Genomic DNA, 7,101 nt, shown 5'->3' with positions numbered 1-7,101 from the left:
AGTGGTTGTAATGATGTCACCAGCATTTAAAGGCGTTCCACCACCATTGGTGTCTGTGAAATAATTCCCATTATTTAATGCAGGCAAAGTGTAGCTTTGGCATTCCAAACGATCGGCAGGAGTGTCTACAAGTGGCAACGGATTTATTGTTATTGGATAACTTAAATTATCAGTACAATTAGGCGAAGTTGTCGTAGCGGCATAATAATAGACGGTTTGCGAAGTCGTAATCACAGTCCCGGCAGGAATAATAGTTCCCCCGCCAAGAGTTTGATTGTAATAATTGCCAAACGGAATCGCCGGTAAAATATAACTTCCACAGGAAGAAATCGGTTGGTAAATTGCAGTGTCCACAATGTCCACTCTAAACAAATTCTGATCAGTACAAGTTCCGTCATCGGCATAAACATAAATATCCTGGCTAATGGTAAGCACATCGCCTGCACTTAATGGCGTTCCCGAACCTCCAGAACCTGTAAAATAATTTCCGTTTGTTAAGGCAGGTAATGTATAAGAATTACAAGTGACCACATCAGCAGGATTATCTACAGGAGGTAAAGGAAAAATCGTTATCGGAATTGCTTCATCTCTGCAGACTACATTATTTATAACGGAATAAAAATAAATAGTTTGGTTGGTAGTTAAAATGGTTCCTGCAGGAAGTACATTGCCTGTCCCGCTTGGTCCGGTAAAGAAATTTCCATCTGGCGTTATTGTTATCATAAATTGTCCACAACCGGTATCTTCAAAAATTAATTCATCAATAAAAGTTAAAACAAAGGTATTTTGATTCGAGCAGTTGTTGGGCGCAACAGGACTGCTATAAATGTAATAAATACCGCCTGTATCTATTATGTCACCAGCATTCAGCATGATTCCTGTTCCATTCGGTCCGGTGTAATAATTGCCATTGGTAATCACGGGTAAGGTGTAATTGTTGCATTCAATAACATCAGCAATATCATCTACCAGAGGCTGAGGAGAAACTACAACAGCAAAATTGACAACATCAAAACAAGATGGGTTTGAAATATCTTCCATTCTGACCCAAATCGTTTGTGGCGATTGTGCCATCGTTATTGTAAATGCATTTGGACTCCCCATTGCATTAGTATTGTTTTGAGCGTCAGATTGGGATGTGAAATAAGAAATAGTATAATTGGCAGGGTTTTGCCCGTTTAGAATTATTTGGGATTGAACTGTCAAATCTGCGGTTACGGTGCCGGAACTATTATTGCAAAAATTTAAAGTAAGTGGGGTTGTAGCATTAACAGGCGCATTTACTATCAAATTAAACGAAAGCAAATTCATGCATATTGAATTTCCGTTTGTAATATGCATAAATTTAATATAGATAGTTTGATTTCCGGTACTTGTATAATTCGATACTTGCCCAACAGGAATTTGTGGTCCATTGGCATTAGCACTAGCTAAAGAAGCAAAATATATAATGGAATAATCTGCAGGATTCACACCTAAAGTAACAAGATTGTTTTGTGTTAAATCGTATTGATAGGTAGGTGCGCCAGTGTTGCAAACGGTTAAATTGTTAGGAATATTGGTTTGTAGTTCGGAAATAACAATTTCATCAGTAATAATACAACCGGAGGCAGGAAGTGTAGCTGTTACACCATAAGTTCCTGCTTGAGTCACTGTTAATGTGGTGTTGGTTTCTCCGGGAATCGGATTTCCATTGAATGTCCAGACATGATTAAATTGAGGTCCAAGTCCACTATCGAGAAGAATACTTTCACCTTGACAAATCGTTTTGTCAGGACCTAGATTGGTTGTAGTGGTAAAACTTCCGCCTTTAATAAAAACTGCCGAATCAAAATTACTGTCATTATAATCGCCAATGGCTAATTTTATTCGATAGGTCCGATTGGGAATAACCGGCGATGTTGCTGTCAGGAGTACAGTTTCACCCCGCATATTTATAGCGGAAATAACTGGATTATTAACATTATAACGAGAGAATAAATTGGCATTTTCAGATACGCAGGAGGAATTATAGGTGGCATCACGAATGTTTTTAACAGAAACAGGGATAGCCGTTCCGGGAATTACAGCAAGATTGGTTGTTACTCCGGTTGTTAAATCAGTTAACAGAAAAGCAAAAACATCACTAAAACCACATTGGTATTGGCCGTATTCATTAGAAGCAAACAGGAAATCGAAACTGAAATTACTTGATAAAGGAGTAAAATCAAATTGAAGAAAAGCAACGTCTGTTATTGCTCCGGATTGACCGTTGTTATTGCTGATGATTTGTAAATCTGCATCTCCGGAAGTGGTTATTTGACTGCTTTCATTGAGTCCTGTGTACGGTCCCTCAGTGTGTTTTGCAATCCCATTTCGGAGAATGATTCCATTTGGTAAAGGAAAACCAGCGTTGGTATTAGTAAATTGTCCAATGCCTCTATGTGAGGAAAACTGGAAATTCGTTTCATTGAAGCAAGAGTTTTGCAATAATACATTCTGAATCAGTTGCGGAACGGTCAAAGAAGTGGTGTCAACTACGATTCCTTGTGAAAACGAAATAGTCGAAAATAGTAACAAAAGCAGAGACAGGGGATTTCTCATAACTCATCATTATATAACTAAAATTACAAAATTTGAAGTAATTTTTTAAGGTTTTTAACACTTCAGGTTTTAAAAATAAAAGATTATACTTAATTGTAAACTTAAGGTTTTGTTTTTGATTTTGCTGTTACTTTAAGTTATTTTAAAAAACATAAAAAAACCTGATAACAGAATTATCAGGTTTAATATATAAATTCAAAAAATAATTTAATCGTTCAATTTCAAAACGGCCATAAATGCCTCTTGAGGAATCTCAACGTTTCCAACCTGACGCATACGTTTTTTACCTTTTTTCTGTTTTTCCAATAATTTACGTTTACGGGAAATATCACCACCATAACATTTTGCGGTAACGTCTTTACGCAAGGCTTTGATGGTTTCGCGTGAAATTACTTTCACACCAATCGCTGCCTGAATCGGAATATCAAATTGCTGACGCGGTATCAATTCTTTCAATTTCTCACACATTTTTTTACCAATGTGATAAGCATTATCAACGTGAATCAATAAAGACAATGCATCTACGATTGTAGCATTCAATAAAATATCAACTTTAACCAAGTTGGAAGTTCGCAAACCAATAGGAGCATAATCAAACGAAGCATATCCTTTTGAAACGGTTTTCAAACGGTCATAAAAATCAAATACTATTTCCGCCAAAGGCATATCAAAATTTAATTCAACACGATCCGTAGTCAAATAAGTTTGATTCGTGATTTGACCCCGTTTTTCTATACACAACGACATTACATTCCCTACAAAATCAGCTTTGGTAATAATAGTGGCTTTTATAAAAGGCTCCTCTACATGATCCAGTTTTGATGGTTCCGGTAAATCGGTTGGGTTGTTAACCACTATCGGTGTTTCAGGATTTTTTTTGGTGTAAGCCAAATAAGAAACGTTAGGAACCGTAGTGATTACAGTCATGTTGAACTCGCGTTCTAAACGTTCCTGAATGATTTCCATGTGTAACATTCCTAAAAATCCACAACGGAAACCAAAACCTAAAGCAGCAGAACTTTCCGGGATAAACACTAAGGAAGCATCATTCAGCTGTAGTTTTTCCATCGAGTTTCTCAACTCCTCGTAATCTTCAGTGTCAACAGGATAAATACCGGCGAAAACCATTGGTTTTACATCTTCAAAACCTTTAACCATATTGGTTGTCGGCGTTTTTGCATCTGTCAGCGTATCTCCTACTTTTACTTCTTTTGCTTCTTTAATTCCGGAAATCAAATAACCAACATCACCTGCCGAAATCACTTGTTTCGGAACCTGATTCAGTTTTAATGTACCAATTTCATCCGCAAAATATTCATTTCCGGTAGCCATGAACTTGATTTTCTGTCCTTTTTTTATTTGACCGTTTATAACACGGAAAATAACTTCAATACCACGAAACGGATTGTAATGGGAATCGAAAATCAAAGCTTGCAATGGCTCGTCTATATTTCCTTTTGGAGGAGGAATTCTTTCGATAATGGCTGCCAAAATATTTTCCACACCCAAACCGGTTTTGCCCGAAGCATGAATAATCTCTTCCAATTTGCAACCCAATAAATCTACGATATCATCGCTCACTTCTTCTGGATTGGCACTTGGCAAATCGACTTTGTTCAAAACCGGAATAATTTCCAGGTCATTCTCCAAAGCCAAATATAAATTTGAAATCGTTTGTGCCTGAATGCTTTGAGCCGCATCCACAATCAAAAGCGCACCTTCGCAAGCCGCAATAGAACGGGAAACTTCATACGAGAAATCCACGTGTCCGGGAGTATCAATCAAATTCAGGATATATTCCTGTCCTTTATAAGTGTATTCCATCTGAATCGCGTGACTCTTAATGGTAATCCCGCGTTCGCGTTCTAAGTCCATGTTGTCCAGCAATTGTGCCTTTTCTTCACGGGCCGTAACGGTTTGTGTTGCGCCTAATAATCGATCCGCAAGCGTACTTTTTCCGTGATCAATGTGGGCAATAATGCAAAAATTTCTAATATGTTTCATAATCGTATCTGTCAATTTTTCTGGACGTGTTCGCCTCAGCGAACGGGCTTTCCGTTGCAATCTTTTCCTTTTTTTAAGAAAAAAAGAAAAAGGATTTCCACTGCAAATGAAATTCACTGAACTCCTATTAAAATAAAAGTTTAGTGAAGTAATCCTTCATGCAACCGCTAAAAGGTAATTCATTAATCCGCAAAGATAGTTTAAATTCACAAGTTTCAAAGAGCCAATTTCGCAAAGTAACGGGTTTAAAAAGAGTGCTTTTAACTTTTCCTTTCCATCGTATTCGTCTAAAAACCGTAAATTTGCGCCAAAATCAAGAAGATGGTCAAGATTGGCAACATAGAATTACCCGATTTCCCTTTACTTTTAGCGCCTATGGAAGACGTGAGCGATCCGCCATTTCGTAGATTGTGCAAAGCGCACGGTGCTGATTTAATGTACTCGGAATTCATTTCTTCGGAAGGGTTAATTCGTGATGCAGTAAAAAGCCGACAAAAATTAGACATTTTCGATTACGAACGCCCAGTTGGAATACAAATTTTCGGGGGGGACGAAGAAGCAATGGCACTTTCCGCCAAAATTGTTGAAGCTGTAAATCCTGATTTAGTGGATATTAATTTTGGTTGTCCCGTAAAAAAAGTAGTCTGCAAAGGTGCTGGTGCCGGAGTTTTGAAAGATGTCGATTTAATGGTGCGTTTAACAAAAGCCGTAATCCGAAGCACGCATCTTCCCGTAACGGTAAAAACCCGTTTGGGTTGGGACGAAAATTCCATAAATATTGATGAGGTTGCCGAGCGTTTACAGGACATTGGAGTTCAGGCTTTGACGGTTCATGCCAGAACCAGAGCCCAAATGTATAAAGGCCATTCCGATTGGACTCACATCGAAAGAATAAAAAACAACCCCAGAATCACCATGCCTATTTTTGGTAATGGCGATATCGACAGTCCCGAAAAAGCATTGGAATATAAAAATCGTTTCGGCCTGGACGGAATGATGATTGGCCGTGCTGCTATTGGTTATCCTTGGATTTTCAATGAAATCAAGCATTACTTCAAAACCGGAGAACATCTTGCCGCACCAACCATTATTGACAGAGTGGAAGCAGCTCGAAATCATTTAACCTGGTCCATGGAATGGAAAGGCGAACGATTGGGAATTGTGGAAATGCGCCGTCATTACACCAATTATTTTAAAGGAATTCGTGGATTTAAAGAATACAAACAAAGATTGGTAACCACCGATGAGGCACAAGGGTTGTTCAATATTTTAAATGAAATCGAGGAAGTTTATTTTGATTATCAGTTTGTGTAATTACTCCAACAATTTCTTACTTACCCGACTGCTGGCAATCAATGAAGCAATAAATCCTAACGAAACTATCGTTGCCAGAACAATAAAAACATTCTTAAAGGAAAAAATTACGGGGTAGGCAAGTGACTCCGTTATCATGACCAGTTTGAATTGCTGTTGGATTAAAACGACAATAATCCCTAAAATCAATCCTAAAATTCCACCCAAAACACTCAATAAAGTCCCTTGAAACAAAAATATTTTTCGCAAATCCTTTACTTCCGTTCCTAGATTGTAAAGTGTTTTTAAATTGTTCTTTTTGTCCAGAATCATCATAATCAACGCGCCAATCAGGTTGAACAGCGCAATGATAATCACCAAAGTAAATATTAAATAAACGGCAATATTTTCGGTATTCAGCATTTTATATAGCGAATCATTAAGCTGCGCTCTGTTTTTGATAGTGATTTTATTGTTGAAAATAGTTTGAAGCTGCTCAGTGATTTTACCTTCGTCAGCGTTGGGTTTTAATTTCAATTCAATTCCCGAAATCTGATTGGGTTTGAATTCCAGTAATTCCTGCGTTAATCCCAAATCGGCAAACACATATTTAGAATCCAATTCTTCGCTAATCGCATAAACGCCCACGGGAAATAATTCCGATTTGCTAAAAGCCTGTTCCGGACTGTCGATAGTTCCTTTGCCCGATTTCGGAACAAAGACTTCAAAAGGATTATTAAAGTCCAATAATCCTAAAGATAATTTCTGGGTAATTCCGTATCCAACCACAACCTGAGCGGTGTTCGGAGCGAACCATTGCCCTTGGTAAATGGTTTTTTTAATATCGTTTACTTGTTTATAAAGACTGTCCACGCCTTTCAAATAAGTAACCTGCTCTTTTCCGTTAAACATAAAAAGCACACGTTCTTCGATAATTTTACTGGAAGCCGAAACGCCTTCAATGCCTCTAATAGCAGTTTCCTGCTGCGGCGAAACGGTAAAAGATTTTCCTAAAGTACTGCTGATTTTCAAATCCGGATCAAAGTCATTGCTAAACGACAAACTGAAGTTGACCAAGCCGCTAAAAACCGACAAAACCACAAACAAAGCCATCGAGCCCACAATAATTCCAAGCGAAGCAATGCCGTTGATAATATTTATCGCATTGTTCTTGCTGGCGCTTTTCAGGTAGCGTTTGGCTATGTAAAAGGGAAAATTCAA

General features: G+C 37.9%; 4 protein-coding genes. 1 reads left to right on the top strand and 3 read right to left on the bottom strand.

What is annotated here, in order from left to right; all coding sequences use genetic code 11:
- Both VI621_RS02470 and lepA read right to left on the bottom strand, forming a co-directional pair.
- Positions 1 to 2,583, bottom strand: a 2,583-nt coding sequence (locus VI621_RS02470) for a choice-of-anchor L domain-containing protein (RefSeq protein ID WP_324216811.1), incomplete at its 3' end; no start/stop codon positions are given.
- A 207-nt stretch (positions 2,584 to 2,790) separates the two neighbouring features.
- Positions 2,791 to 4,587 carry a translation elongation factor 4 gene (gene lepA, locus VI621_RS02465; protein WP_324216810.1) on the bottom strand — a complete coding sequence of 599 codons (1,797 nt, stop codon included), beginning with the start codon at positions 4,585 to 4,587 and terminating at the stop codon, positions 2,791 to 2,793.
- 321 nt (positions 4,588 to 4,908) lie between these two features.
- On the opposite strand from lepA, the gene dusB reads away from it, so the two are divergent.
- Positions 4,909 to 5,901, top strand: a complete 993-nt coding sequence (gene dusB, locus VI621_RS02460; protein WP_324216809.1) for a tRNA dihydrouridine synthase DusB — start codon at positions 4,909 to 4,911, stop codon at positions 5,899 to 5,901.
- Here the strand turns inward: dusB and VI621_RS02455 are convergent, their stop codons facing one another.
- Positions 5,902 to 7,101: an ABC transporter permease gene (locus VI621_RS02455; RefSeq protein WP_324216808.1), complete on the bottom strand. Its 1,200-nt coding sequence runs from the start codon at positions 7,099 to 7,101 to the stop codon at positions 5,902 to 5,904.

Source organism: Flavobacterium sp. (genome assembly GCF_035292545.1).
Taxonomy (GTDB): domain Bacteria; phylum Bacteroidota; class Bacteroidia; order Flavobacteriales; family Flavobacteriaceae; genus Flavobacterium.
The sequence above is the reverse complement of the archived record's forward strand: the minus strand, read 5'-3'. Positions and strand labels throughout refer to the sequence as shown.

Coding starts and splice junctions, on each gene's coding strand:
- lepA (WP_324216810.1), bottom strand. CDS start 4,587: ATGAAACATATTAGAAATTTTTGCATTATTGCCCACATTGATCACGGA.
- dusB (WP_324216809.1), top strand. CDS start 4,909: ATGGTCAAGATTGGCAACATAGAATTACCCGATTTCCCTTTACTTTTA.